This is a genomic window from Vibrio sp. 1069, from assembly GCF_033340555.1.
Genome location: NZ_JAWOWP010000003.1, coordinates 398,004 through 423,919 on the forward strand (window position 1 = coordinate 398,004; position 25,916 = coordinate 423,919).

Annotated in this window: 26 protein-coding genes; 11 read left to right on the forward strand and 15 right to left on the reverse strand. The window is 45.7% G+C overall.

Annotated features, from left to right (window positions below; all coding sequences use genetic code 11):
- Window positions 1-1,149: a GGDEF domain-containing protein gene (locus R7040_RS07820; protein WP_053308037.1), complete on the reverse strand. Its 1,149-nt coding sequence runs from the start codon at window positions 1,147-1,149 to the stop codon at window positions 1-3.
- A gap of 507 nt (window positions 1,150-1,656) precedes the next feature.
- Here R7040_RS07820 and R7040_RS07825 point away from each other — a divergent pair.
- Window positions 1,657-2,997, forward strand: a complete 1,341-nt coding sequence (locus R7040_RS07825; RefSeq protein WP_064354450.1) for an MATE family efflux transporter — start codon at window positions 1,657-1,659, stop codon at window positions 2,995-2,997.
- Between the two features lie 97 nt (window positions 2,998-3,094).
- On the opposite strand, the gene R7040_RS07830 is transcribed toward R7040_RS07825, so the two are convergent.
- The 3 genes from R7040_RS07830 to R7040_RS07840 form a co-directional block, all read right to left on the reverse strand.
- Window positions 3,095-4,774, reverse strand: coding sequence for an RluA family pseudouridine synthase (locus R7040_RS07830; RefSeq protein ID WP_318081169.1), 1,680 nt, complete (start codon window positions 4,772-4,774; stop codon window positions 3,095-3,097).
- A 117-nt stretch (window positions 4,775-4,891) separates the two neighbouring features.
- The gene (locus R7040_RS07835) at window positions 4,892-5,512 is read right to left on the reverse strand and encodes a DsbA family protein (protein ID WP_318081170.1); all 621 of its coding nucleotides are present in this window, start codon (window positions 5,510-5,512) and stop codon (window positions 4,892-4,894) included.
- On the reverse strand, window positions 5,506-6,363 hold the full coding sequence (locus R7040_RS07840) for an MBL fold metallo-hydrolase (RefSeq protein ID WP_318081171.1): 858 nt from the start codon (window positions 6,361-6,363) through the stop codon (window positions 5,506-5,508). The genes R7040_RS07835 and R7040_RS07840 overlap by 7 nt, the downstream gene beginning before the upstream one ends.
- A 126-nt stretch (window positions 6,364-6,489) precedes the next feature.
- On the opposite strand from R7040_RS07840, the gene R7040_RS07845 reads away from it, so the two are divergent.
- Together R7040_RS07845 and R7040_RS07850 are read left to right on the forward strand one after the other, a co-directional pair.
- Entirely contained in the window at window positions 6,490-7,377 is an 888-nt protein-coding gene (locus R7040_RS07845) for a LysR family transcriptional regulator (protein ID WP_054575261.1), read from the forward strand.
- A gap of 94 nt (window positions 7,378-7,471) precedes the next feature.
- Window positions 7,472-8,275 carry a Cof-type HAD-IIB family hydrolase gene (locus R7040_RS07850; protein WP_054575260.1) on the forward strand — a complete coding sequence of 268 codons (804 nt, stop codon included), beginning with the start codon at window positions 7,472-7,474 and terminating at the stop codon, window positions 8,273-8,275.
- 94 nt (window positions 8,276-8,369) lie between these two features.
- On the opposite strand, the gene R7040_RS07855 is transcribed toward R7040_RS07850, so the two are convergent.
- From R7040_RS07855 to R7040_RS07875, 5 genes are all read right to left on the reverse strand, one after another.
- On the reverse strand, window positions 8,370-8,774 hold the full coding sequence (locus R7040_RS07855; RefSeq protein WP_044129611.1) for a hypothetical protein: 405 nt from the start codon (window positions 8,772-8,774) through the stop codon (window positions 8,370-8,372).
- A 9-nt stretch (window positions 8,775-8,783) separates the two neighbouring features.
- Window positions 8,784-9,881, reverse strand: a complete 1,098-nt coding sequence (locus R7040_RS07860) for a GGDEF domain-containing protein (protein WP_005383270.1) — start codon at window positions 9,879-9,881, stop codon at window positions 8,784-8,786.
- Between the two features lie 5 nt (window positions 9,882-9,886).
- Window positions 9,887-10,342, reverse strand: coding sequence for a hypothetical protein (locus R7040_RS07865; RefSeq protein WP_005374384.1), 456 nt, complete (start codon window positions 10,340-10,342; stop codon window positions 9,887-9,889).
- A gap of 445 nt (window positions 10,343-10,787) precedes the next feature.
- Window positions 10,788-11,627, reverse strand: coding sequence for an S-formylglutathione hydrolase (gene fghA / locus R7040_RS07870; RefSeq protein ID WP_005374382.1), 840 nt, complete (start codon window positions 11,625-11,627; stop codon window positions 10,788-10,790).
- 62 nt (window positions 11,628-11,689) lie between these two features.
- Complete coding sequence (locus tag R7040_RS07875; RefSeq protein ID WP_017821027.1) at window positions 11,690-12,838, reverse strand: S-(hydroxymethyl)glutathione dehydrogenase/class III alcohol dehydrogenase; 1,149 nt, start codon at window positions 12,836-12,838, stop codon at window positions 11,690-11,692.
- Between the two features lie 293 nt (window positions 12,839-13,131).
- Here R7040_RS07875 and R7040_RS07880 point away from each other — a divergent pair, with 293 nt between their 5' ends.
- Together R7040_RS07880 and R7040_RS07885 are read left to right on the forward strand one after the other, a co-directional pair.
- Window positions 13,132-13,938, forward strand: coding sequence for an arylamine N-acetyltransferase (locus R7040_RS07880; RefSeq protein WP_318081173.1), 807 nt, complete (start codon window positions 13,132-13,134; stop codon window positions 13,936-13,938).
- A gap of 80 nt (window positions 13,939-14,018) precedes the next feature.
- A complete protein-coding gene (locus tag R7040_RS07885; protein WP_017633836.1) occupies window positions 14,019-14,891 on the forward strand; it encodes a LysR family transcriptional regulator in 873 nt (290 codons plus the stop codon).
- 99 nt (window positions 14,892-14,990) lie between these two features.
- On the opposite strand, the gene R7040_RS07890 is transcribed toward R7040_RS07885, so the two are convergent.
- Together R7040_RS07890 and R7040_RS07895 are read right to left on the reverse strand one after the other, a co-directional pair.
- A complete protein-coding gene (locus R7040_RS07890) occupies window positions 14,991-15,764 on the reverse strand; it encodes a siderophore-interacting protein (protein ID WP_033907208.1) in 774 nt (257 codons plus the stop codon).
- Between the two features lie 179 nt (window positions 15,765-15,943).
- A complete protein-coding gene (locus R7040_RS07895) occupies window positions 15,944-16,528 on the reverse strand; it encodes a LysE family translocator (RefSeq protein WP_005482872.1) in 585 nt (194 codons plus the stop codon).
- A gap of 114 nt (window positions 16,529-16,642) precedes the next feature.
- Between R7040_RS07895 and R7040_RS07900 the strand changes: the two genes are divergently transcribed.
- Window positions 16,643-17,083, forward strand: coding sequence for an Lrp/AsnC family transcriptional regulator (locus R7040_RS07900; protein WP_005374369.1), 441 nt, complete (start codon window positions 16,643-16,645; stop codon window positions 17,081-17,083).
- A 214-nt stretch (window positions 17,084-17,297) separates the two neighbouring features.
- Entirely contained in the window at window positions 17,298-18,476 is a 1,179-nt protein-coding gene (locus R7040_RS07905) for a lytic polysaccharide monooxygenase (RefSeq protein ID WP_053308042.1), read from the forward strand.
- A gap of 116 nt (window positions 18,477-18,592) precedes the next feature.
- Here the strand turns inward: R7040_RS07905 and R7040_RS07910 are convergent, their stop codons facing one another.
- The 3 genes from R7040_RS07910 to R7040_RS07920 are packed head-to-tail and all read right to left on the reverse strand — an operon-like array spanning window position 18,593 to window position 20,223.
- The gene (locus R7040_RS07910; RefSeq protein WP_053308043.1) at window positions 18,593-19,213 is read right to left on the reverse strand and encodes an HAD-IB family hydrolase; all 621 of its coding nucleotides are present in this window, start codon (window positions 19,211-19,213) and stop codon (window positions 18,593-18,595) included.
- Window positions 19,214-19,251: 38 nt separating this feature from the next.
- Window positions 19,252-19,563: a cupin domain-containing protein gene (locus tag R7040_RS07915; RefSeq protein ID WP_005383281.1), complete on the reverse strand. Its 312-nt coding sequence runs from the start codon at window positions 19,561-19,563 to the stop codon at window positions 19,252-19,254.
- A 9-nt stretch (window positions 19,564-19,572) separates the two neighbouring features.
- Window positions 19,573-20,223, reverse strand: a complete 651-nt coding sequence (locus R7040_RS07920; protein WP_005460782.1) for a Qnr family pentapeptide repeat protein — start codon at window positions 20,221-20,223, stop codon at window positions 19,573-19,575.
- Window positions 20,224-20,718: 495 nt separating this feature from the next.
- On the opposite strand from R7040_RS07920, the gene ompW reads away from it, so the two are divergent.
- From ompW to R7040_RS07935, 3 genes are all read left to right on the forward strand, one after another.
- Window positions 20,719-21,360, forward strand: a complete 642-nt coding sequence (ompW, locus tag R7040_RS07925) for an outer membrane protein OmpW (protein ID WP_318081175.1) — start codon at window positions 20,719-20,721, stop codon at window positions 21,358-21,360.
- 214 nt (window positions 21,361-21,574) lie between these two features.
- Window positions 21,575-22,600, forward strand: coding sequence for an HlyD family secretion protein (locus tag R7040_RS07930; RefSeq protein ID WP_318095546.1), 1,026 nt, complete (start codon window positions 21,575-21,577; stop codon window positions 22,598-22,600).
- Complete coding sequence (locus tag R7040_RS07935; RefSeq protein ID WP_033907201.1) at window positions 22,597-24,087, forward strand: MDR family MFS transporter; 1,491 nt, start codon at window positions 22,597-22,599, stop codon at window positions 24,085-24,087. The genes R7040_RS07930 and R7040_RS07935 overlap by 4 nt, the downstream gene beginning before the upstream one ends.
- 96 nt (window positions 24,088-24,183) lie before the next feature.
- Here R7040_RS07935 and R7040_RS07940 read toward each other — a convergent pair whose 3' ends face one another.
- A complete protein-coding gene (locus tag R7040_RS07940; protein WP_005374351.1) occupies window positions 24,184-24,429 on the reverse strand; it encodes a Rho-binding antiterminator in 246 nt (81 codons plus the stop codon).
- A 181-nt stretch (window positions 24,430-24,610) separates the two neighbouring features.
- Between R7040_RS07940 and R7040_RS07945 the strand changes: the two genes are divergently transcribed.
- Window positions 24,611-25,747: an MBL fold metallo-hydrolase gene (locus R7040_RS07945; protein WP_318081184.1), complete on the forward strand. Its 1,137-nt coding sequence runs from the start codon at window positions 24,611-24,613 to the stop codon at window positions 25,745-25,747.
- Window positions 25,748-25,916 lie beyond the last annotated feature (169 nt).

The window sequence follows — 25,916 nt, forward strand, 5'->3', positions numbered from 1 at the left end:
TTAGCAAGCTTCTGGTACCGCTGGTGCATCAGATGTTGACTGTTCTTCCGTATTGCAGTGCTCATAAAAGGCGTACTGGTTTTTACCAGTATGTTTAGCTGCGTACATTGCTTTATCTGCACATCGAGTCAATTCAGACAAATCCTTTGCATCTTGCTTATAGATAGCAGCACCTACACTCATCGTTAACTCGTTAATCATATCGTAGCTTCGGTAACCTGTCGGAAACAGATTTACGATCCGTTTTAGGATGCTGTCGAGGTCATCTTTACTTTTTACATCGTAAAGCATGATTACAAACTCGTCGCCCGCAAATCGAGCGATGGAGTAGTCGTGTTTATCTGTTTTTCTGTCTTTGTTGCGAATGTTATTTTTTAATCGAGTGGCGAAGGCTTGAAGTACTTGGTCACCAATATCGTGCCCGTAGGTGTCGTTGATGTGCTTGAAGTTATCGATATCGAGAAAGACCAATGCGGTGATGCTGTCATCAGATGAGTGCTTGATTTCATCGAGCTTTGCGCGCGCCCAAGTCTCAAAGCTCCAGCGATTGGCAAGCCCAGTGAGCTGGTCAAAATATGCTAACTCCTCAATCCCCTCACGATACAGTGTTTGAATGTAATTGAGGACTTTCGTGTAGTAATACGAGAACGTGTGACACACAAACGCGGTCGCTATCAGGGTCAGCATCAATCTCCGCTCTATGATTTCTGTGGCTGCTGGCAGTCGATCTAAAAAAGCGACCCCAAAAAAGATCAGTAAAATGTAGGTGCCACTGAACAACAGACCGACCTTAAACTCATTAATTAATACCAGAGTGGCGACAATAGGATATAGCCATAACATTTTGCCTGACGGAGCATCGTTATACAGAAGTAACAATAACCCTTCGAACATTAAGACAGCACTTAGCCATAAGTCGGCGTATTGATGGTGCCGCTGGACTTTTATTACATAACTGATTGCTAAGCATGCCAAGGCACACAAAGCATGGAAAAAGCTTAAACCCCAGTTATTCTCAAGTGATTGAGCAATGGAACCATAAGTTAAACAGGCAGCGGCGATACTGGAGCATAAAAAGACAATTTTCTTTTTTCTTGTTGAGCGGATGTCCGCCATTTCTTCTAAGCGCGCCCCAGCCAATGTCGACATTACGTATCCTTGCTTAATTAACGTGTACGCTTATTCTAGGCGGTATTTTCGCGATAAATAGAACAACAAAGTTTCCAAATGTGATATCAGTCATTTTTAGTGCAAAGCCATCAGTGTGATTTGGTGCGAGTGTTCAAAGAGGAATGGTGGCGCATGCAGGTTTTCATGACGGTTCTTCATGGCTCTATATGGTTGGACTGATAACTCAAAGTAATGTATCTAGTTGGAGATATTTCTATTGATTATCCTGATTCTGTTCGGTGCTCGTTGATTGAGAGTATTGTTCACCAATCTCTGCTCTACGTATCGTCAAGGCATATGTCGTTTCGAAAATGCATTAGAAATATTTTTCCGAAACAGGGCGAAATATTGTTGTCGTTATGACCAATATGCGACTAGAATCCGCGCTAAATCACAACCTCATATCGAGCTTCGTTCGAGTCACTATTTTTAAACTGCTTCACAAATATTGTGAGGCAGTTTTTAGTTGTAGGAAAGGTTACAAGCATGCCTAAAAGCCAAAACATCAACCAACGAATGTCCATCGTGGCATTAGCTTGGCCAATTCTTGTCGAAATTTTGCTACGGACGGCTTTAGGAACCAGTGACGTGTTCATGCTGAGTGGCTACTCAGACAAAGCCGTATCCGCTGTTGGTGTGATCACGCAGATTACCTTCTTTTTAATCATCGTTTCGACCTTTGTCAGTAGCGGTACGGGGATTTTGATTGCCCAATACAATGGCGCTGGACGCGAGCAAGAGTCAGTGAGCGTTGGTGTTGCGAGTATTGCGTTGTCTGTGCTCGTCGGTGTGCTATTGAGTGTGATTGCCGTGCTTGGTGCGATATATCTACTCCCGTATTACGGCTTGGAAGCGCAAGTCGAGCAGTACGCTCATGAATATCTGCTGATAAGCGGTGCGATGACGTTTAACGTTACGATTGGCGTTGTTTTTACAACTATTCTGCGTAGTCATGGTTATTCACGTTCCCCAATGGTGGTGAATTTGATCTCGGGTGTGTTCAACATCATTGGTAACTATATTGCGCTTTACCAGCCATTTGGTTTACCTGTGTATGGCGTGCAAGGCGTGGCAATAGCAACCGTCGTCAGCCAAGTCATCGGTACGTTAATGTTATGGTTTATTCTCGCGCGCAGCAGCATTGAGCTACCAATGTCGACCATGAAACAAGTGCCCGTAGAGATTTACAAAAAGATCTTAAAAATCGGCGGCATGAACGCGGGTGAGGTGCTGTCTTACAACGTGGCGCAAATCTGCATTGTGTATTTTGTGGTGCAAATGGGGACGGCATCGTTAGCGGCTTTCACTTATGCGCAAAACATTGCCCGTTTCTCGTTTGCTTTCGCGCTGGCAATTGGTCAGGCAGCGCAAATTCAGACTGGTTACTACATCGGTAAAGGTTGGGTGAGCAGCATTTTAAAACGCGTACAAATCTACTTCTTAGTAGGATTTGTGGCATCAACGGCGGCAACCACACTGATTTACCTGTTTAGAGAAGAGATTCTGCGCGTATTTACCGATCAACCAGAGATACTCGCATTGGCAGGTTCGTTAGTCATGGGCTCAATTTTGCTCGAGGCCGGACGTGTGTTTAACCTGATTTTTATCGCGGGGCTCAAAGGCGCGGGTGACATCAAGTTCCCAGTGCAAATGGGGATTTTGAGTATGTGGGGACTAGGTGTGCTTTTCTCTTACATCTTTGGCATTCACATGGGGTATGGCGTTTTAGGGGCTTGGATGGCAATCGCACTCGATGAATGGGTGCGTGGTATCATCATGGCAAGGCGTTGGCGCTCTCAGGTGTGGACCAAGTTTAAGGTGAGCTAACGGTTTTCGGTATCGCGCATCACGCTTATTCTGTTGTTAGAAACCAAAAAAGGCACTGATAGTCAGTGCCTTTTTGTTATTTAAACTCGGGAAGACGTTAGAATTCGCACTCAGCTTTGAACACCATGCGCTCTTTGCTGTATGGATGATCCAGCTCTAGCATCTCAGCATGCAGGTGTAAGCGGTTGGCTTTTTCGCCGTATAAACCATCACCAACCATCGGCATGTTTAACCCCATGTGATGAGCACTGTGTACACGTAGTTGGTGAGTTCGCCCGGTTTTCGGATACATGTATACCTTGCTGCGCCCATCTTTGACTTCAATCAGTTGCCAGTAGGTTTCTGCATGTTTCCCGTGTTCAAAACACACCAGTTGACGTGGGCGGTCGTCGGGGTCACCACGCATTGGCAGTGAAATTTCCCCTTCAGGCTCGTTTAATACGCCTTCGAGCAGTGCCATATAACGTTTTTGTACGCCGCGAGCCATAAACTGTTTTTGCAGACTTTTGTTCGCGCGCTTAGTTAAGGCAAACACCAAAATGCCAGAGGTCGCCATGTCGAGGCGATGAATCACAAACGGCCCTTCCACATCAGGGAATATCGCTTGTAGGCGCGTATAAGCAGAGTCCTTGATAGTTTTACCTGGCACTGAAAGTAAGCCTGAGGGCTTGTTGACGACGACCATAGCATCGTCTTGGTAGATTATCTCTAGTTCTTTGTCTTCTGCCCAATTCTCCGCCAATGGGTTAGGTTCGACATCCAGCCCTTGCATCATATGGCCTAAAATCGGCTGACATTTGCTGTTGCACGATGGGTAGAATTTTTTGTGTTGGCGAACCTCAGACTTTGGCGACACACCCCACCAAAATTCTGCCAGCGCCAGCGGTTTGAATCCGTATTTAAACGCGTATTGGAGCAGTTTTGGCGCAGCACATTCCCCTGCACCTGCTGGTGGTACTGGGTTTGTGGTGTCCGCAAAAATGTCCACCAAGTCGCGTGCTTCGCCATGGCTGTTTAGGAAGCGGTATTGTTTATGCAGTTTGTGCTGTAAAGCGTTGGAGAGTGTCTTGCGCTGCTCTTTCAGATGAGCAAGTTGCTGCTCTAACTCGGCCAATCGCGCTTCTTTGATTGCAAGCTTTTCATCCCACGCTTGCTTTAAGTATTTGAGAACGTTTTTCTCGGCGACACTTTGCTTACCCAACTCATCCAACAAGATTTTGAGATCATCGGCATTGAGCGTTTGCTCGCCCTGTTGACGCTGTCGTTTGCGAGCGGCGCGGCCGTCAATCATCACTTGGCGCTGTGTTTGCTCTTCTTGTTGATAAGCGGCTCGGTCGGCTTGTATTTGCGCTTTAAGATCTGCCAATTCCGGATTCGCGGCACAGGTTTTGTACTCCGCATTGGCGGCGTTGATGGCATCCGTTTCTGCGCGGAAGAAGCCTTCATCGGTCAGCATGTCGTACACAGGAGGGACAAATCCTGGAATCAAGTTTTGGTCAGCAATTTTGCCAGAAAACGCACTTAAAAAGCCGAGCTCGCCTTGAGGGCTTTCTACCAGCAATACGCCAAACATTTTGCCTCGCCCCGTTTCTTCATTAACCAAACCAAAATCGTGTTCGAAGTCGGTTTGCGCTAATAAATGCTGTTGCAATTGCTTTGCGGCTATAACGCAAAGAGTATGCGGCGTGTAGTAGAACGGAAACGTAAACTGCGTTGGTAATTCATAATCAGAAGTATCAGCAGTAAAACGAGTAAAACAATGTTCAGGCGAGTGCATGGTGGGTATCCGCGCGAGTAAAAATTCGAGCGAGGATTGTACCTGTTTGAGTCAGGATTGCCATGTCGGTGTTGGCACTCGCTCTTGGATTAAGAACAAGAGCGAGTGGGGAAGAGCTTATTGCAGTTTTTGTAATGCAAGCTTCCACTGTGCCGGTTTGTCGTAGTAGGTCGAGTGCGGCAAGGTCAAGTACTCGCCATTTACTTCTGCAATCATGGTTGGATAACCACCAACGTGTAACTGGCGCATCAACTGTCGGCTAGAGTGAATTCTCTCGTTTAGCTCGGCTTCGCTTAACGTCATGTTTTGCTCCCACGCATCACTTGCTAAACCTAGCGATTCTGCAATGGCTTTGAGTGTCGATGCTTCATTCACTTTTAACCCGAGTTGATAATGCGCAGATTGGATGGCCTTTAGCATGTGCCATGGATTCAGCCCCATTTTCTCCGCACTCAAGATCGCTTGTGTGGGTAGATAAGAATCAAGAACAAACGCATCTTCGCTTTTCACGCGTTGCAGATATGCTTCACCAAACGTTGCTCCGGTTTCGGTTGAGATACGAGCGTCACTGTTGATGATGTGCTGACGAAATTCAGATTCAATCGCGCGCTTCTCAATCATACCGCCGGGATGAAGCTCTACCTTAAATTGAGAGGTGTCCATCAAGGCTTCGATGAGTGGTGATGCCCCGTAGCACCAACCACACATGGGATCGAAGAAGTAATGCACGGTTACCATGACATTTCACCAGTATGCACTTTCGCACCGATTTCTAGCGCGATTGGCAATTGAGCTTCTGGGTATTTCGCAGACATGGTGTCAATGAGTTGAACGCTGTTATTGCTGTGTTTTTTCGCTTGCTGAAAATCCTGCAAGTATTGTTGCGAGTAGAGAATAGTGTCTGCGTTCAGCTTTGTGCCTGCTTTCATGTGACCAGGAATGACCACTTGAGGTTTAAGCGCAAGCATCTCGCTAAGTTGCTGCTCCCAAGCATTGATGGCGGTTTGGTCTGCGGCATCTGCCATCCACAAATGTACGTTTGAGTACACGGCTACGTTACCTAGAATCGCTTTGTTATCTGGAATCCATAGGTAAGGGCGGTGTGCTGATGTGCCATGGTTACCACGGATTTCAATCTTATGACCTTCTAGCTCTAATGATGCTTTATCGTACGCGACAGGGATCACTGGTTTTACCGGTGCGTTTGCGCCAAGCTTTGGTCCCCAGTACGCCAGCTTTCCAGCCAATTTCTCTTTAATAATTTTTTGAACCGCAGGCGTTGTGATGATCTGCGCATCAGGGAACTGTTGGTGTAAGGCCTCTGCGCCAAAGTAGTAATCTGGGTCCGCTTGGCTGATAAAAATGGTTTTAAGCGTTTTGCCTGAGTCCAACACTTTGGCGGCAATGCGCATCGCGTCAGCTTTGGTGAAGCCAGTGTCGATGACCATGGCATCAGTCTTACCGTATACCAAGGTTGAGTTAACGTGGAAGCTGTTACCGTCGGCGTTGTAAACCTCAAGAGTAAGGGGAGAGGCTAGGACAGGGCTTGCCATTAAAATGGATGCAGCAATCAAAGTGAATTTTTTCATAATAAGCTCCTAAAGAATTTGGGGCCAAGCGACCATGGCTTGGGAACGGGAGCTATATTAGGAAATTGATACGCTCGGAAAAATACACAATAATGTGCATCACTATTTCTTATTTCGAGCAAATGTATGGACAGAGTAACGGCAGCAAAAGTATTTGTGGATGTGGTGTATTCTGGCAGTTTTACCGCGACCGCAGAACGGTTAGACATGTCTCGGCCAATGGTGACTCGTTATGTAGAGTCGATGGAGAACTGGCTACAAACTCGTTTGTTGCACCGCACTACGCGCAAGGTGTCACTCACCACCGCAGGGGAGCGCAGCTTGCCTCAGATTGAGCGCTGGTTAAAACAGGCCGATACGTTGACGTCGAACATTGCCGCTGATGGTGAGCTGTCCGGAAAAATCCGTCTTGCGTCTAGTACTTCATTTGGATTCTCACAGTTGATCCCCGTAGTAAACAGTTTTATGCAAAAGCACCCCAAAGTGTATATCGACATAGATCTGCAAGATTCAGTGAGTGATCTAACCGAACAACGTATCGATCTGGCGATCCGAATTGCGTCAGATCCCGATCCTTCTTTGATTGGTAAGCCGATTGCGGTGTGCGAATCGGTGTTGGTAGCATCACCGCAATATTTACAAACTCACCACGCGATCGCGCATCCCCGAGATTTATCTTCACACGACTGTTTGGGTTACAAAAACTTTGAGCGTCACGTATGGCATTTGTCTCAGGGCGACCAGTTCGAATCGGTGGGAATTGAGTGTCGCCTAACCAGCAATGAGGCCACGGCGTTATTGCATGGCGCTTTGCAAGGCATGGGTATTTCGATGCTGCCAACCTATTTGAGCAATATCTATCTCAAATCGGGTCAGCTTGAGTCGGTGTTGCCGGATTGGAAGCCAAATGATCTCAACATTTACGCGCTGTATTCATCACGTAAACACTTGTCTCCTGCGGTGAGAGCTTTCATCGATCACAGTGAAGATTACTTTAAGCAGCACCCTTGGTGAATGCGAAAAGCGTCGTCATCCCGACTTGAGATTCATACAAGATCCTGTACCTTACATGGATATATTTTCGCAGCATCATTTAGAGTTTTCGTTAATGTCACAAGTTTGCATCAAATTTATTGCTACCGATATGGATGGCACATTGCTTGACCAGTACGGTCGTTTGGATCCAGAGTTTTTCGATCTGTTTTTGCAACTGGAAGAGCAAGGCATTTTGTTCTCCGCTGCGTCTGGTCGTCAGTATTACAGCCTGCGAGACACGTTCGCGCCAATCAAAGACAGACTGTTGTATGTGGCTGAAAACGGCACCTTGGTGATGTACCAAGACAAAGAGCTCTACAGTTGTACCATTCCTAAAGCGGAAGTGTTGGAGATTGTGAAAGCGGCTCGTGAGATTGACGGGGCGAACATCGTATTGTGTGGCAAGCGCTCGGCGTACATCGAAACGCATGATCAGCAATCGCTGGAAGAATTTCAAAAGTACTACCACCGCTGTGAATATGTGCCGGATTTGCTTGAGGTCGAAGACGAGTTTATTAAGGTAGCAATTTGTCACTTTGACGGTTCGGAAGAGCTCCTGTTTCCGACCATGAACGCGAAGTTTGGCGCAACGCATAAAGTCGTGGTGAGTGCAAAAATCTGGCTGGATGTGATGAATGCCGAGGCCTCTAAAGGTGCGGCCATTCAGCATCTTCAAGAGACGATGAATTTTACTCCGGCAGAAACCATGACGTTTGGTGATTACCTCAATGACCTCGAAATGCTGCAAGTCAGTGAGCATTCGTACGCGGTTGCCAACGCGCACGAAGAGATTAAGAAAATTGCTCGTTATTCTGCGCCAAGCAACCAAGAGGCTGGGGTACTCAAAGTGATTAAAGAGAAAGTGTTAGCGAAGTAACGCTCATTCTTTCGATGTTATTTTCTTCTTCACGTAAAAAGCCCCGCAGTGTATGCGGGGCTTTGTTTTTTTTGGGGGGAGTAAGGTTCCCGTTTTAGCGTACGTACTTGGCGGTTGCACTGACTAAAAAATGTTGCAATTTCCCGTCTGATTTTGGCACCCACAAGTCGTTATGATAATGGTAAATACGGCCATTGACGGTCACAGACAAGGTATTATCACCCGTTTGCTCCATGCGAATAAACTGATCCGAAGTGACCAAAAACGGCTCTTGCTCTTCAATGCTCTGGCCCGTTGCCAATACGAAGTAGCCGAATCGGTTGCCAGCATCCGGATCGGTTGAGTAGATTCGATGTCCAACGAGGCTGTAGTCGTCGTTGAGTGCCTGCTCAAGCGTTTTTTGCCCGATGGTTTCGTGCGATGGAATAAATACCCAAGCCAGCACACCTGCCGCAATGACTGCCAGTAGAAGCAGTACTTGCATGAACTTTCTCATCATATATACCGTTTAACGTTGAAATTTCATTTTGTACATGCGCTTATCCGCTATGCTGATAAGAAAGTCAACATTGTCACTGTCTTTAGGGTATTGCGCTAAGCCCATGCTTGTTGAAAGTGTTGAGACTTTATCGGAGTTTAATATTTGTGCATCAAAGACGGTATTTATCTGCTCACGTACGTTCTCTTCATTGAGATGTTCACCTTCAAGGATAACCGCGAACTCATCTCCTCCCATGCGATAAACAGTAAAATCATTGAGTGCCATAGAATTAAGCCGCCTAGCGATTTCCCGCAGTACAGTGTCGCCAACTTGGTGTCCGTGTGTGTCGTTGACTTCTTTAAAACCATTTAAATCTAGAATCCAGAGAGAAAAGGGCCTTTTTTCTTGAGTAAATTTGTTTAGGGTTATGAATAGTGCATTGCGGTTCCCTAGGTTCGTCAAAGGGTCGCTGAGCGCCAATTTTCTATGAAAATGGGATTCACGATAAAAGAAATAAGTTAGAGAGATAATCGACAAAACGAACGTCGCAAACAACATATATTGTGCTTGCATTAAGCGCTGGGTTTGACCTTTTTGTGCTTCATAAGCTTTACTGCTTAGACGGAAGTTTTGATTAACGAAGTCTATTAAGCCTAAATATAGTGTTTGAGTTGAACGATAAAATGCAGCAGCAGCTTGGCTATCACCTGTTCTAGCTTCTACTAGTTGTTTTTCTAGCTCTTTGAACTCTTCAAAAAGGTTAATGAAGTAAAGGTGCATGTTGTTCCGAGAAAAGAACTTATTGGCTTTCGTGCTACTGGTCAATAAGTCAAAGCGACTCCACGCTAACTCGTATTGAAGCTCTGCACCATCAATATTCAATACGTTTTCATCTAACCGTCTGGCCTCGCCGACAAGTTCTGATAGTTCTTTGGAGAGTTGGAATAAAAACCAAGTCGCTTGTTTTTGTTCGTTATTAAAATTCTGTGAGAGTGAACGTGTTTGCTGTAAAAGCACGACATTCGCGAGAAGCAAAGAAACGGCAAACACCACCAGCAGCATTTTGCTGGTGGTAGAATATTGCAATATTCTTTGTTTCTTAGAATAGGGTTCTGATAACTTCATTCTTATTATTTTTCTTTTATTTCATTTACTTGCCATACCATTTGCGCATGATATTTATTGTAGTTTAGCTCTGGATAGAGATTGAGTGGATATATCACCCAGAAAGGGCCTTTATTCCTGACTTTTATGTAATTCTGATCTTGTTGATAAGCCAGTATTGGTTGATATCGAAGAATATCTTGTCGGGACAATGTCGAGTGATAGTCGTTTAAGCTGCTGATATCAACCTGCTCTGGTACCTTTCCGTAGACGTGTGTAAGAAGCGTGCTGAGTTTAACGCCTAAAAACTCTGACGAGGCAGGAAGCCAAGGCAATGTCATCGTGTAGCTAGTGGTAGGTAAAGCTTGGATCTCTTCCAGTTCCAGTATGACACTAGGCTGCTGGCTACTACTAAATACGATCGTATTTGCAGACAAGAATGGCGCAACAAAAAACAGACCTAGCGCGACTATCTTTTTCATCATATGCCCTTTTGAGTTTTATTCTTTTTTCTTAGCTAGGACAAAGGTGCTAGCGGTAATTTATTTATAATTATAGAGCCAACCGGATGAGATTTTATAATACGTTATGTTTCAAAAATAACTGTCGGTTTACGTCACGTCAAGGTTATTAAGTTGCTTCTTAATTAAAAGCTCAGAGTATTGGGATGATGGTAGAGTTTCGTAATGATTTCGCGGTATTTAATTGGTTTTTAGTGCAACTTTGTGTCATTTTTAATAAAGATACTGTGTCGGAAATGAGAATTTAATAAGGCGAGAAATGGGATGTCGAATTTGTTCTTAAGTTACATTATTTTACATATTTAAATCATCGATATTCAGATATGTATTTGTTAGTACGTAAAGAAAATAAAGTCACCTAGTTTTGGTGACTTTATTTTTTATTTCATGAGCTTACTTAAGTTAACTATGCAAACAAATATTTTGCATGGAAGTTGAGGTGCTCTTCAATAAAGCTTGAGATGAAGTAATAGCTATGGTCATAGCCTGGTTGCATTCTCAAGGTTAGGTTTGAATCGTGTATTTTTGCCGCAGCAATCAGCGCTTCCGGTCTAAGCTGCTCATTTAAGAAGCCATCAGCATCACCTTGATCAACCAAAATTGGTAATGGTGATTGTTGTTGTTTTAGAAGTTCACTTGCATCGTATTGCTTCCAGCTTTCAAGCTCCTTGCCTAAGTAAGCAGTAAAGGCTTTTTGTCCCCAAGGGCATTGCATTGGGTTACTGATTGGACTGAACGCTGAAATAGAACGGTACTGTTCTGAATTTTTCAGACCAATGGTGAGCGCTCCGTGGCCGCCCATGCTGTGACCCGAAATCGACTTCACGTCAGAGACAGGGAAGTTACTTTCGATGATCGCAGGTAACTCCTCGGTCACATAGTCGTACATGCAGTAATGCAGTGACCAAGGTGCTTGCGTCGCATTAAGGTAAAAGCCAGCTCCTTTTCCTAGGTCATAGCTTTCGTCGTCAGCGATACCTTCGCCTCTCGGACTTGTGTCTGGTGCAATGATCGCAATGCCAAGCTCGGCCGCCATACGAAATGCGCCCGCTTTCTGCATAAAGTTCTCATCGGTACACGTTAAACCAGAGAGCCAGTATAGCGCGGGTACGGGATTTGATTTCGTTGCGTTAGGTGGCAAGAATATCGCGAAGCGCATGGTGCAGTTTAGGGCATTGGATTCGTGTGTATATTGCTTGTGCCAACCGCCAAACACTTTGGCTTGGCTTACATTTTCAATGGTCATGAATAAACTCTCTAATTAGCAGAAGGAATTCAGGCTCCCCAAAAGGAGAGCCTGAGGCAGCATTATTGATCCATATGGATAACTGTTCGGATGCTCTTACCTTCATGCATCAGATCAAACGCTTTGTTGACGTCTGCTAATCCCATTGTGTGGGTAATGAACTCCTGTAAGCCGAATTCACCAGCCATGTAACGGTTTACGATTTCTGGAAGCTCAGAGCGACCTTTAACGCCACCGAAAGCGCTGCCACGCCATACACGACCAGTTACCAGTTGGAATGGACGAGTTGAGATCTCTTGACCTGCACCAGCAACACCAATGATGACTGACTCACCCCAACCTTTGTGACAGCACTCAAGTGCTTGGCGCATCACGTTTACGTTACCGATACATTCGAATGAGTAGTCAACACCACCGTCTGTCATTTCAACAATCACTTCTTGAATTGGCTTGTCGAATTTTTGTGGGTTTATGCAATCAGTTGCACCAAGTTGTTTCGCTAGGTCGAATTTGCTTTCGTTGATGTCTACACCGATGATGCGGCTGGCACCAGCCATGCGAGCACCGATGATTGCAGAAAGACCGATACCGCCGAGACCAAAGATTGCCACTGTGTCGCCTTTTTCAACTTTAGCTGTGTTTAATACCGCACCCATACCAGTGGTTACGCCACAACCGAGAAGACAAACTTCTTCAAGTGGTGCTTCTTTGTTTACTTTCGCTAGTGAGATTTCTGGAAGAACCGTGTACTCAGAGAAAGTAGAACAACCCATGTAGTGGAAGATAGTTTCGCCGTTGATAGAGAATCGGCTTGTGCCATCTGGCATTAGGCCTTTACCTTGAGTTTCACGAACGGCCTGACATAGGTTCGTTTTGCCAGATTTACAGAACTTACACTCACCACATTCAGCAGTGTAAAGTGGGATAACGTGGTCGCCAACTTCAACGCTTGTTACGCCTTCGCCAACCATTTCAACGATACCGCCACCTTCGTGACCAAGGATTGAAGGGAAGATACCTTCTGGATCGTCACCTGATAGTGTGAATGCGTCAGTGTGACAAACACCAGTTGCTACGATGCGTACTAGCACTTCGCCGGCTTTTGGAAGTTGTACATCCACTTCTTCCATTTTAAGCGGCTCACCTGCAGCCCAAGCGACCATTGCTTTTGATTTTATGTGAGTTTGACCAGGTTTGATTTCAAGCGACATTGGATGTTTCCTTTATATTTTCAGTATATGGAGTGACGTAATAAGCGTAGTTAAGGTTTGCTTACCGCGCTTCGTCGTTTTGTTGGTGCTCATTTTAGGTGTTTCAGTAAAAATGATAATCCGTCCATTTTGAAAATGATTTTTACATATGCGTAATAATGATAAGGTGAGCGTGTAAAAAGAGTGCGATGCCTCCTTAAAGCGGAAGGGAAATGGAAAAGGTGATTGACCTGAAGTTAGATAGAGGGGCTAAAGTAGAAAACTGTCAAACCATCAGCTAAGTAAGAGTGATTATGAATAAGACGGATCTGAGTGCCTATTTAACCAAGCTAGGCTTGCCTAGTGAATTGCCCGCCGATTTGGAGTCATTGCACAGAATTCACGTGGCGCAGCATCGTTGCCTGCCGTTTGAGAATTTTGACATCGCATTGCAGCGAGGCGTCTCTGTTGAGATTGAAGATATTATTCAAAAAACCGTGTACCACTCTCGCGGTGGTTACTGCTTTGAATTAAATGGTTTAATGCTTGATGTGCTCAACACTCTTGGGTTTGAAGCGCGAAGTTTGCTAGGGCGTGTACATGTGTCTGGTACACCAACAGGTCGTAGTCATCAAATCACGTTAGTGACGTTAGAGGAACAAACATGGATTGTCGATGTGGGTTTTGGCTCCAATACCCCTCGAGCGCCATTGCCATTTATCCTTGACCAAGTGATTCAGACGGATTTACAAACCTTCCGTTTTGTCAAAGATGCTCAGTTTGGTTATTTCCTCCAAGTGCTTTCAACCGATGGAACGGACACGTGGAACAATCTATACAGCTTTGACCTAGAGTTTGTGTTTGCTGGTGACATTGCATGTAGCAACTTCTTTACCTCGACTTCGCCTAATTCGCGTTTTACTAGCGCAAGAGTCGCTGCTAGAGCGACAGAAAGTGGGTTGGTGACGCTGCTTAACTACACACTCAGATGCACCAATCATGAAGAGCTAACAGAAATAGAGCTAGAGCCAGGTCAAACCTACCTGGATGCGTTGAAAGAATATTTTGGCATTGAGATTGATGCGCAATACGACGATCTTCGTCCGTTACCTGACGCGTAAAGTTTTCCAGTTTTCAAAGCGTAGCGCGACGAGAACAATGTAATCACTATTTGTCTAGAAGAGGTCGACAGGAATACAGCATGGCGAATTGGGAAGGAGTCAGCGAGTTTGTTGCCGTAGCGGAAACTAACAGCTTTACAGCTGCCGCGGCTAAACTGAAAACGTCAGTGGCACAAATCAGTCGCCGCGTATCGGCACTTGAAGAGCGTCTTGCGGTCAAGTTACTGCATCGCACGACGCGAAAAGTTTCTCTGTCTGAAGCTGGACAGCTTTATTATCAGCAGTGCAAACATTTGGTCGAAGGGCTAGAACTGGCCGAGCTTGCTGTAACACAAATGCAGACCGAACCGCGAGGTTTGCTGCGTGTGACAGCGCCTGTGACCTATGGGGAAATGAACCTCGCGCCGCTCTTGCATCAGTTTTTGGAGAAGTACCCGCGTGTGGACCTCGATTTAGTTCTGACCAATCAAAAACTGGATTTGATAGAGCAAGGGGTAGACGTGGCGATTCGTCTTGGCCGCCTGCAAGATTCCAGCATGATCGCAAAGCGTCTTTCGTCGCGTCAAAATTACGTGTGTGCTAGCCCTATGTATTTGGAGCGATTTGGCGAGCCTCACACATTATCCGAACTGGCTCGACATCAGTGCCTAGTTGGTTCGGTCGATTATTGGCATTTTAAGGAAAATAAACGCGATAAGTCTTTGCGCGTATCGGGGAGAATTAAATGCAATAGTGGTTTTGCGCTAATGGGCGCCGCCAAACGTGGTTTGGGTTTAGTGCAGTTGCCGGACTATTACGTTCAAGAAGCTCTAGATAACGGTGAGCTAGTCGAGGTGCTGACCGATTACCGAGACGACCGTGAAGGCATTTGGGCACTGTATCCACAAAGCCGAAATTTATCGCCCAAAGTGAGGTTGTTGATCGACTTTTTAGCGCAGGAACTAGCGGATTAGAGTTTTCATGAACTTTAATACAACTGAAGTTGCTAAAACGCCCGGTGATGCCGGGCGTTTTTATTAGGATGAGAGCTGGAATCGAAAAGACATGAATCACTATTGGTTGGATTCCGCGTCTTCACGTTTAATCACTTTGTGCCCATCTTCAGACACGCCTTGCTTCCAATAGCTGCTGATGTAGATATTCTCGCGATCGACTTCTTTTTCGTTGCGGAAATATTGGCGCAGCGCACGCATTGAATCGAACTCACACGCACACCATACCGAAGCGTTACCATCTAACCACTCGAGTTCGCGAACGCTATCAGCCAAGGTTTGCTGTTCGGTTAGCCAAATCAACTCCATATCGGCTGGCGTGTTTAGGGGTTGAATGTCGGCTGGAGACATCACGCTGATCACAGCGTAGCCTTTGGCCTCTTCTGGCAGCGTACGAATTTTCGCAGAAAGTGCTGGAAGTGCTGTCATATCGGCAGCCATGAAGAACCAATCCGCCTCAGTATTTAAGTTGGAGATGCTACCTGGCCCAACAATGCTGATCGTGTCGCCTTTTTGCGCGGCCATTGCCCAACGCGCTGCAAATCCGCATTGCAGATCTTGCGTTACGTGTCGGACGAAATCCACTTCGATTGAACTGGTTTCTGGATGAAAGCGTCGAATAGTGTAGGTGCGCATGATTGGTCGGTCGTCTTCTGACAGGATGCTCAGATCCGCGCCGCCCATATCGTTAAACAGTAATTTGATGTAACTGCCTTCGCAGTCACGAGGAAAGTGGCTCAGCGCCTCACCTTGCAAGGTAATGCGCTGCATGTTTGGAGTGATGGTTTCTGTGTCTGTGACAACAAGCGTTTTAGGTTGAGGCTTCTTTTTCATTGTTACTTTACTCGATAATTATTCTCTTTCTCATTTAAAGATTATCAAGTTCCCTAACAAGAGGGTAGCGTCTTTAAACAAATTTACACTGTGAATTAACGCCAAAGCCTCAAGAAAAATATTACCTCTATCCTTTCTCTAACCACGTAAAGTGAGTCGTTTTTTAACCATAAATGGACTTATATCATTGGAATCGTAGACAAAAGCAACAGCGCAGCCATACTGTAGTTGAACCCCTTAACGCGTTTATCGGTGGTCAACCAACGCTGCAATTGCATACCTGCCGCCGTCCAAAATGTCACCGATGGCAAGTTAGCTAAACAGAAGATACCGGCGATAAAAGTCAGTTCGAGCCAAGAACCGCCACTGGTGTATACCGTAATGGCCGTCAACGCCATCGACCAACCTTTTGGGTTCACCCATTGGAATGCAACAGCCCCTAAAAAAGACATCGGGCGAAAATCGTGTTTTGCTTCTGTTTTGTCGCTGGTGGCGATTTTGTACGTCAAGTACAGCAAATAACTCAAGCTCAATACTTTTAAAATCGAGTGGGTTAGCGGGTAGGCATGGAACAGGCTCATCAAGCCAATACCCACCAAAATTAGCATGGCACCAAAGCCGAAGGTAATGCCCAACATGTGTGGGATAGTGCGTTTAAAGCCGACATTTGCCCCTGAGGTCATCAACATAATGTTATTGGGACCCGGCGTAAAAGTGGAGACAAAAGCGAACAACGCCAAAGCGCCCAGTTGATGATATTCCATAGATTGTTCCTTGAATCAGTTCTCGATAAGTTGAGAACAACTATAAGTAGAACTGAGGTCAATATTGTGCTTTTATTTGATGATTAGAAACTAAATAAGCAATGAAACATCATCATGGATAGATTTGACGAAAGAATATTGCAAGTGCTTAAACGCGACGGAAGAATCTCCAATGTAGAGCTGTCGGAACGCGTTGGTTTATCTCCATCTGCCACCTTACGCCGAGTGCAAGATTTAGAGCGTAAAGGCGTGATCAAAGGCTACCGAGCAGTACTGGATAATCAGCAACTTGGCGTGGGTTTTGTCGCTTATGTGTCGATTGGTTTGGCCTCGCACTCTAAGCAGGCACAGCTGGGTTTCGAAGAGCATGTGCGTTTTGTAAACGAGGTGGTGGAATGTCACAACATTACGGGATCTAACGAATATCTCATACGCGTAGAGACGCAAGATCTCGCCGCTTATAAAGCGTTCCATGCTGATGTGTTGGGTGAGTGCGAACACGTCAAGTCGATCACAACGATGGTGGTGATGGACACACCAAAAGACGAGCGATAGCCAAACGAGAGTGACAGTTTTTGTGGCACATGAATTTGAAGTGACTCGAAAGAGTCAGTCGAGTATGAGAATGGTTCACAACAAATGCTGGAAAGCAGATGGCACTCTTACAATTTCCATATTTATTCTCACCTTCTAAATAATCCCATCCTGCTAGTTTTGCTTAAACCGCTTGTGTTTCAGAGCGGCGAGTCAGCAAAATTAAGGATGAACGATGAAATCACATGTAACACTTCCTCTTTTGAGCTTAAGCGCTGTTGCCGCATTGAGCTCATTTAACGTCAACGCCCACGGCTGGGTAGAATTTCCAAGTGCTCGTCAGAATACGTGTTATTTAGACGGTGGTTTTTGGACCAACGAGATCCCTAACCAAGCGTGTAAAGCGGCTTTTGAAGAATCTGGCGCGTATCCGTTTGTGCAGCGTAGCGAAATTGCAGCAAACGTACCAAATTACCGAGATATGGAGCATGTGAAAGCCGTGGTTCGCGACGGTGAGCTATGTTCTGCTGGCGATACAGCTAAGAAAGGCTTGAACATTCCTTCTCCAAACTGGCAGCGCACCAATGTTACGCCAGATGCAAATAACCAGATTGAATTGGTGTTTTACGGCAAAGCGCCGCACAACCCATCGTACTGGGAATTCTATCTCACCAAGCCAACTTATGATGATTCAAAACCTCTTACTTGGAGTGATTTAGAGCTGATCGACACCGCAGGTGATGTGTATGTTGATGCGGAAAAACGCTACCGTATTCAGGTGACTTTCCCTGCTGATCGTTCGGGCGATGCGGTACTTTACACTCGTTGGCAGCGTATTGATGTCGCTGGGGAAGGTTTCTACAACTGTAGTGACATTACGTTAAACGGAACAGGCACGACGCCACCGACTGACCCTGTTGATCCAACCGAACCGGGCAATAATCTGACATCTCTAGGCTACTTTGTTCAGCAAGGTTTCGGACCAGTAGAAGCGGGTGACACCATCCGTTTCCGTACGTTTAATGCGACAGGCAATGAAATTGTCGATATTTCACTGCCAATCAGCGCAAACAATACGACGACTTGGGCGGCAGAAATTGCGGATCAATTTAACGCGCAGCAAACGGGCGATTGGTACGTGGGCATTTGGCATCAAGAGATGAACCACTACATGTTCGATAGTAACAACGTGAATGCGAACCAAGTATTAGCGCCAAGCGCAGACTTCAGTTATGCGTTGTCACTGATCAAAGCGGATGTACCGCCACCAGTTGAACCAACCAACTTGTGGGACAAGACGGCTGTTTACGACCAAGGTGATGTGGTGACGCACAACGGTAAAGAATGGACCGCTCAGTGGTGGACGTCTGGTGAGGAACCAGGCACAACGGGTCAATGGGGGGTATGGCGTTAAGCCAGTTATTCGGACCCTGATTAATAAAACCCTTCTCATGTGAGAAGGGTTTGTTTTTTTAGCCTAAAACGATCACTTTGGTCGAGTGGTTGTCTTGAAAATCAGAGCACATATCGTTATTCGCTTGCTCTCCACTCGCTCCAGTTGAGCATCGCGTAGTCTGCCAGTTTTAGCATCGGAATGTCTTCGTGCGTATCACCGTAGGCATAAATAGACGCAAACTCGTCGAGCGAAAACGTGGCCCTAACGCGCGAGACTTTTCTTTCTAAACTGCAATCACCTTGCTGGTAAAAGCCACTCAGTTTTGGCTGTTCTGAGATCAGTTCACTGCACAGCAAGTGGTAACCGTTCACTTCACACCAAGGCTTGAGATATGCATTGAGTGATGCCGACACCACCACAATGGTATCGCCTCTGTGTTGATGCCACGCCAACCTTTCCATCGCTTCTGGCCGTAAGTACAGCGGGATCACTTCATGGGCAAACTGAGTGCCAATCGCTTCAATTTTCTGCGTTTCTTTCCCTGAAAATGCAATAAAACTGCTGAGAGGACGCATAACACGAGCGGGTAACACTCCGAGTTTGTACAGCGCATAAAATGGCATGATAGCGACCTTTCCTACTCGTTTGCGCAGGCCATAAGCAGAATAGTGGAGGAAAAGGCTAAACATATCCTCTCGGGTGATGGTGCCATCAAAATCAAACAGTGCCAGTGACGGCTTAGTAGTATCGAGCAAATTCAGCGCCTATTTTTTGGTTTAAGATCGTTTTGTGTTTATTGATAAAACACCGCCAACCAGATGGTTTCTTGCGTTGGGTCAGTCCAGCTCACTTTGTGTTTGGTATGAGCTGGAATCGTAACGTGATCGCCTGCCTCAAGTCGTTGCACGACACCTGATTCAAAAGTCAGCTCTCCTGCTCCTTTAAGAACCAAGACCCATTCATGTTCTTCTTGATCGTACCAGCCACTTTCGGGCGAGGTTTGCCCCGTTGAGACAATGCGTTCTATACGCAGGTTTTTGTGGGTCAGCAGGTCTTCGAACACTTCCTCGTCGAGGTTATTCGGTAAGTCTTTAAACAGGTTCATGGCCTTTCCTTAAAGAATGATCAGTCCAAAAGGCGCAAGCAATTGCTCTTGTTGCCAATCACAAATTTTAACACCAAACAGAGAAACGCGGCGCACATCCAGCCCGTCTAGTTCGACATGAGTCAGATCACATTGCTCAACGTTAAAGGTTCCCCATTGTTCTGGCGAGAATTCGCAGCGAGATAAATCCGAGCCTTTGAGAGTTGCCCCTGCGAGGTTCGCACCGTTCCAACGGTTTTCAAAGAGGTCACATTTTTCTAGTAACACTCGCTCGAAGTTACAGTAGGTGAGGTTGCAGCCAGTAATAAAAGCAGAACAGAAAAACATGGTGTTACTGACGCGATTAGCAAAGTTCGCACCTTGGAAGTTTGCCCCTTTGAGATCGCACTTACGTAGCTCCAAGCCCATACAATTTGCGCCGTTAAACAGGCTCATCGCCAACATACAGTTCGTAAAGCTGGCGTCTTTTAAGTTCGCGAAGCGAAAACTACACCCTTCTAGCGCTTTGGATTCGATAAAGCGACAGTCGATGAACTTAGCATCGCGCAGATCGGCATGGTCGAAACTGCACATATAAAAGTGGCAGTTTTTAAAGGTGGCATTCTGAAAATCGTGATGAGAAAAGTTTTCTCGTTCAAAAATGAGATCGGTTTTTAACATGTCTTCTCCTTATCTGCGAGCAGACTAGCACTCCAAGTGACTGATTTTCCAGAAAAATAACTTCTTGTATTTCAGTGTTTTACAAACCCCTCAAATCGCGATTTTAAGGGGTCAAACGAGCTTTTTAAGTGGGTTATTTTTTGAAAATAGAAGACGTAGAGGAAGAAAAAAGTTTTTACTGGCTACGAGCCTTAACGAGAGGATTCGCATTTATGGGTATGCATGGCAACTCACACGCACAGTTTGCATTACAGAATTGTATCCTATTTGCATAATTTGTTGATCAATATGGCGTTTCTCCATACAAAAAACCTATATTTTTCACAAATTGATTTCCATCAAAATAGTAGGGTTTCTATGTGCTAGATTGCGCACAGCTCAAAAAGATATAGATACCCGTGTGCTTCAAGGCGCTGAGTTTACTTGAAATCTCAGATCAGTTAGCAGGCACCCCTTTGGGTACGACATAACGAAGCCCTACGAAAGGAAATAAAAATGAAAAAAACAATCTGCAGTCTAGCAGTGGTTGCTGCACTCGTGTCACCAAGTGTTTTCGCTCATAAACAAGGTGACTTCGTTCTTCGTGTTGGTGCGGCGTCTGTCGTTCCAAATGACAGCAGTGATAAGATTCTTGGTTCTCAAGAAGAGTTAGAAGTTGACTCAAATACGCAGCTTGGTTTGACGTTTGGCTACATGTTCACAGACAACATCAGTTTAGAGCTTCTAGCAGCAACACCATTCAGCCACGACATTTCGACAGATTTGGTTGGTAGTGATATCGCGAAAACCAAACATTTACCACCAACGCTAATGGTGCAGTACTATTTTGGCGAGTCTCAAAGTAAGTTCCGTCCATACGTTGGTGCAGGTCTGAACTACACCATATTCTTTGATGAAGATTTCAATAGTACGGGTAAAGGCGCTGACCTGTCAGATTTGAAATTAGATGATTCATTCGGTCTAGCAGCGAATATTGGTGTGGACTACATGATCAACGATCAATGGTTCCTCAACGCCGCTGCGTGGTACACAAACATTGAGACAGAAGCAACTTATAAAGCAGGTGGAGTGAAGCAAAAAACCGACGTCAAAATTAACCCTTGGGTATTTATGATCAGCGGCGGTTACAAGTTCTAAGAAAAACCAGTAGTTACACGCACATTACTATTATTGGCATGACTTTGGGGGCGGTTACGGGGACTGCCCCTCTTTTTTATCCTCGTTTTGATTGCACATCATTTACTCCACTTAGCAACATGCAAAATTGGATCTTTACCTTGCAGATCATTTTATTGTCGGAAGATCGAAAAGTCCTACACTGATCACATAATTGAACAAGTGGACAATATAAATGAGCGACGACATCGCAAAGCATTCTTCCTCCAGATCGAAGCTGGTAAAAACTCTTTTCTTTACTCTCTGTGTTATCGCATTTGGTGCGATGTATTGGTCTTGGCAGTATTCAGACAGTCACCCAAGCACGGAAGATGCCTACGTTAGGGCAAAAATTCTGTCGGTAGCGCCTCAGGTAAAAGGCCAAGTGGTTTCTGTGGATGTTAAAGATTTCCAATCCGTTAACAAAGGTGACCTACTGCTGAAGATAGATTCACGCCCATATTTGTTGGCAGTGAAGCAAGCAAAAGCGGCATACCAATTGGCGGTCCAGCAACATGACGTTGCCGATAAGCACGTAACTGAAGCCGTTGCGGGCTTAGATGCGGCGCGCTCTAACCTGACAGAAGCGCAAGTGGAGTACAAACGTACGGATTCCTTGGTGAAACGCAAACTGGCGTCGGACCAAGATTTAGATACGGCAAAAAACAAACTAGCCAATGCCCAAGCGAGCCTGGAGCAAGCGCGCGCGACGGTAGAAAAAGCCATTGCGAACCGTGGTGAAGAAGGCGCAGAGGCTGCGGTTGTTCAACAAGCGGCAGCACAGTTAGCGCAAGCAGAGCTGAACTTGAGCTACACCGACATTACGTCACCAGTGGATGGCATTGCCGGTGAGATCAATACGCACGTAGGCTCGGTTGTTAGCGTGGGTCAAACGCTGTTCCCTGTGATTTTAAAAGACAGCTATTGGGTACGCGCGAACTTTAAAGAAACCGATCTTACTCACATCAAACCTGGTATGAATGCGGATGTGGTGATTGATATGTACCCAGACGTGGTGTGGAAAGCAACGGTAGAGCAGCTGTCGCCTGCGAGTGGTACATCGTTCTCCTTGATGCCACCAGAAAACGCAACGGGTAACTGGGTTAAAATCAAACAGCGTTTCCCTGTACGTTTGGCATTAGAAGTACCGGCCGATGCGCCGCAACTTCGCGTGGGTGCGAGCTCAGAAGTCACCATTGATTTGCAAAGTAGCGTGCAATGAGCCATCAAATTACGGCAGACAAGCGGGGGATTGCCACCGTCGCCGTGATGCTTTCTGCCATCATGGTGTTAATCGATATGACCGTTGCGAACGTGTCGCTATCGCACATGATGGGCGCTTTGGGCGCAACGGCAGACCAAATTACGTGGGTGCTGACGGGTTACAGCATGGCGGAAGCGATCTTCATTCCGATGACCAGTTTCTGGGTGTCGCGCTTTGGTGAACGCAAAGTCATGCTGGTTGCCGTGGTCGGTTTTGTGATTGCCAGTGCGCTTTGTGGGCAAGCACAGTCTCTTGAAGAGATGGTGCTATTTCGCATTATCCAAGGTGCTTTCGGCGCGTCGGTGATTCCATTGGCGCAGTCGACGTTAGTGCAGATTTATCCGTATGAGCAAAAAGGCAAAGCGATGGCGATTTTCTCCATCGGCATTTTGCTTGGTCCTATTTTGGGCCCAGTTGTGGGTGGTGTGATCACCGACAACATTAACTGGCGCTGGATTTTTTACATCAACTTGCCATTCGGTTTGATCTGTACCTCTTTGATTTATCGCTATATCCATATCGACAACAAATCCAAACCTAACTTTGACTGGTGGATCATCGGTTACATGGCGTTAGGTGTGGGCGCGTTGCAGTTTGTGTTGGATAAAGGGAATGAAGACGACTGGCTCGACTCACGTATGATTCAGACGGCGATATTGCTCGCAGTCATGGGATTGGTGATGTGGATATATCGCAGTTGGAAAACCAAAAGTCCAATAGCGCCATTGTGGCTACTGAAAGACCGAAACCTTATGGTCTCGTCATTGATGATTGCCGTGGTGTCGATGGCGATGTTTGGTCTGACGACTCAACAACCAATGCTGTTGGAAAGCTTGCTGGATTATCCGGTCTCAACCACTGGTTTATTAATGGCACCGCGTGGGTTGGCGTCAGCGGCGATGTTGATTTTGGTGATTAAGCTCAATCCGCAATTCGATCCCAGAATCAAAATAGTCTTTGGCTTGAGCTGCATCGGGATTGGTAGCTATTTGATGACGCAGTACTCACTGCAGATCGATACATTTTGGATTGTGATGCCGAGTATGATTCAGGGGATGGGGCTTGGTTTAACTTTCTCGACGCTATCCACCTTGGCGTATTTAACGATTCCGAAAGAGCAATCTGTTGCGGCGGCGAGTATTTACAATCTGTTCCGTACCATTGGTAGTTCGTTTGGTATCTCTATCGCAACCACGTTCCAATATCGTGATAGTCAGCAGCAATGGCATGCGCTGGGAGAGGGTATTAATCCTTATAATCCTAACTTGCATGACTGGGCGGCCAATCAGGGGCTTTCTATTACCGACCCGGTTGCGTTAGACCAATACCAACAGATGTTGCAGCAGCAATCGCAAATGGTCGCGTTTGTGCACACCTTCCAGCTTGTGGGAGTGATGTTCGTGATCATGATGCCGATGCTGGTTTTCATTCGGTCGCGTGAATAACATGAAGTTCCGGTGAATAGTGTAAGAGAACGCCTCTCAAGTTGTGTCAGCTTGAGAGGCGTTTTTTATTGGACAGTGCCAGTGAAAGAAGGACGTTTACTCAAATGTCACTTCGTCAAAATGCGGATTGGTTTTGAGCGCGCGCATTGCGACTAATTGTTCAGTCGGGAAGGCGGTGTGCTCACCATCCATATCTAAAAACAAGCACTCTTGTCGCTGCATGTCGTAGCCTGTGTCGAACGCGTTGCCCTGATGAGTTTCACCATTTTTTAGTGTGATCTCGATAGGGAGCTTAAACATACAGGCGATTTCAATAAAATCGTATTGGCTGCAAGTCACCATAGCTTTCTCCTTTCAAACCGACGCAGTATTCAGAAGGTTTGAGAACCGCTTCCTTAATATAGAAAACGTTTGATTGAAACTGAATCTTCATCTTACACCTCATTTTGGTCACGAAATAGACATACACGCACGTTTTAATAAACCTACTGTTGAGCGTTCGCAAGCGAGACAAAACTACGATATGTCTGAGACGATACTTAAGCGCACATACCTAACGAGTGAACAAAAGACACAAAAGCCAAGTTCACTGATTCCGCCTCAAACCTACCATGCGCAGTTGGCGCACCGTGTTCACCACTCGCCTCAATTTGAAAACGGCCGCGTTAAAAACGAGATGCCAAATGTCCCTAGCCCGCAATCATTCTGGCAGGTGTGTTGGAGCTATCTTGGTGGTAGAACGCCATTGAGTCCTAACGAACATCTGCCACATTTCCCAATTCAACCTACGCAGTTTGCGCAGCGAAGTGAATCGATGCGCGTTACTTGGCTGGGCCATTCCACCATGCTGGTGGAGGTCGATGGCATTCGAATTCTGACCGATCCGTTATTTGATTACGCTTCTCCGTTCATCGCAAAAGCGTGGTTTGAACGCAATATTCCCAATACCCATGCCAGAGATCGTTTGCCGATTCCTGAAATTATTGTGATTTCGCACGATCATTACGACCATTTAGAAGCATCGACCATACGTTTTTACGCCGATAAACCCGTGACGTTTTATGTACCCTTAGGGGTTGGCAAGCATCTGATAAAGTGGGGCGTTTACGCAGACAACATCGTGGAATTCGATTGGTGGGATAGCGTGCACTATGCTGGAATCGAACTGATTTGTACGCCTGCTAACCATAATTCGGGTCGTACTTATTTCGATAAAAACGCGACCCTGTGGGCTTCTTGGGTCATCAAAGGCAAAGAAGAGACGCTCTATTTTAGTGGCGATTCAGCTTACGATTCGCACTTTTCCGAGATCGCACAGCGATGTGGACCAATCGACATTGCCTGTTTGGAAGTGGCTGCCGATGTGAAAGGCCAAGGTTATCCGGTCGAAAACTGGGGGCACATGCAGGCTCATCATACCGTGCAAGCGTTTCGCGATTTAAATGCGAAAAAACTGTTGCCAGTACATTGGGCTACATACGAGCTATTTACTCACCGCTGGGACGAACCGATTTTAGATTTGCTTGCCCATTGTCAAAAAGAACATATAACGCTGCTGACGCCAATGCCGGGGGAAAGTTTTTACGTTCATCAAGAACATATAAATAAACAATGGTGGCGAGAAAAAGAAATATGTGATCCAGCTGGAATTTTGACTTAATAATATGATCTTACTTCAATAATTATTTTAGAAATTAACCTTGTTATTTTCAGAATATAACAAGGATTTTACTGGTCATTGAAATTAAAAATGGCTTTGTTGCGTAATTCGATGGAACTAAATCAGGAAGTTACGATCTGATCGGTTACATCAGTTAATCATCGTAGCC